This is a genomic window from Vibrio sp. 10N.222.49.C9 (assembly GCF_041474985.1).
Taxonomy (GTDB): domain Bacteria; phylum Pseudomonadota; class Gammaproteobacteria; order Enterobacterales; family Vibrionaceae; genus Vibrio; species Vibrio crassostreae_C.
The window spans coordinates 1-323 of record NZ_JBFRVD010000779.1; the positions used below are offsets into that span (position 1 = coordinate 1).

The 323-nt window shown below is 50.5% G+C and carries 1 pseudogene; it reads left to right on the forward strand.

Annotated elements, in window-relative coordinates:
* Window positions 1–323: pseudogene (glmU, locus tag AB4585_RS25560) on the forward strand (bifunctional UDP-N-acetylglucosamine diphosphorylase/glucosamine-1-phosphate N-acetyltransferase GlmU); the annotation flags it as partial.

The following is a 323-nucleotide window of genomic DNA, read 5'->3' on the forward strand; positions in this document are numbered from 1 at the left end:
CGGTTCACCCTGCAAGTGCCATTGAAGTTGAGGGCGTGAATGATCGCCGCCAGCTAGCTCGTCTTGAGCGTGCATTCCAACAGATGCAAGCGGACAAACTGCTAGAGCAAGGCGTTATGCTTCGTGATCCTAGTCGCTTTGACCTACGTGGTACCCTGCAGTGTGGTATGGATGTAGAGATCGATGCCAATGTTATTATCGAAGGCAGTGTGACTATTGGTGACAATGTTGTGATCGGTGCAGGTTGTGTGCTGAAGGACTGTGAAATCGACGATAACACCCTAATTCGCCCTTACTCTGTCATTGAAGGCGCAACCGTAGGT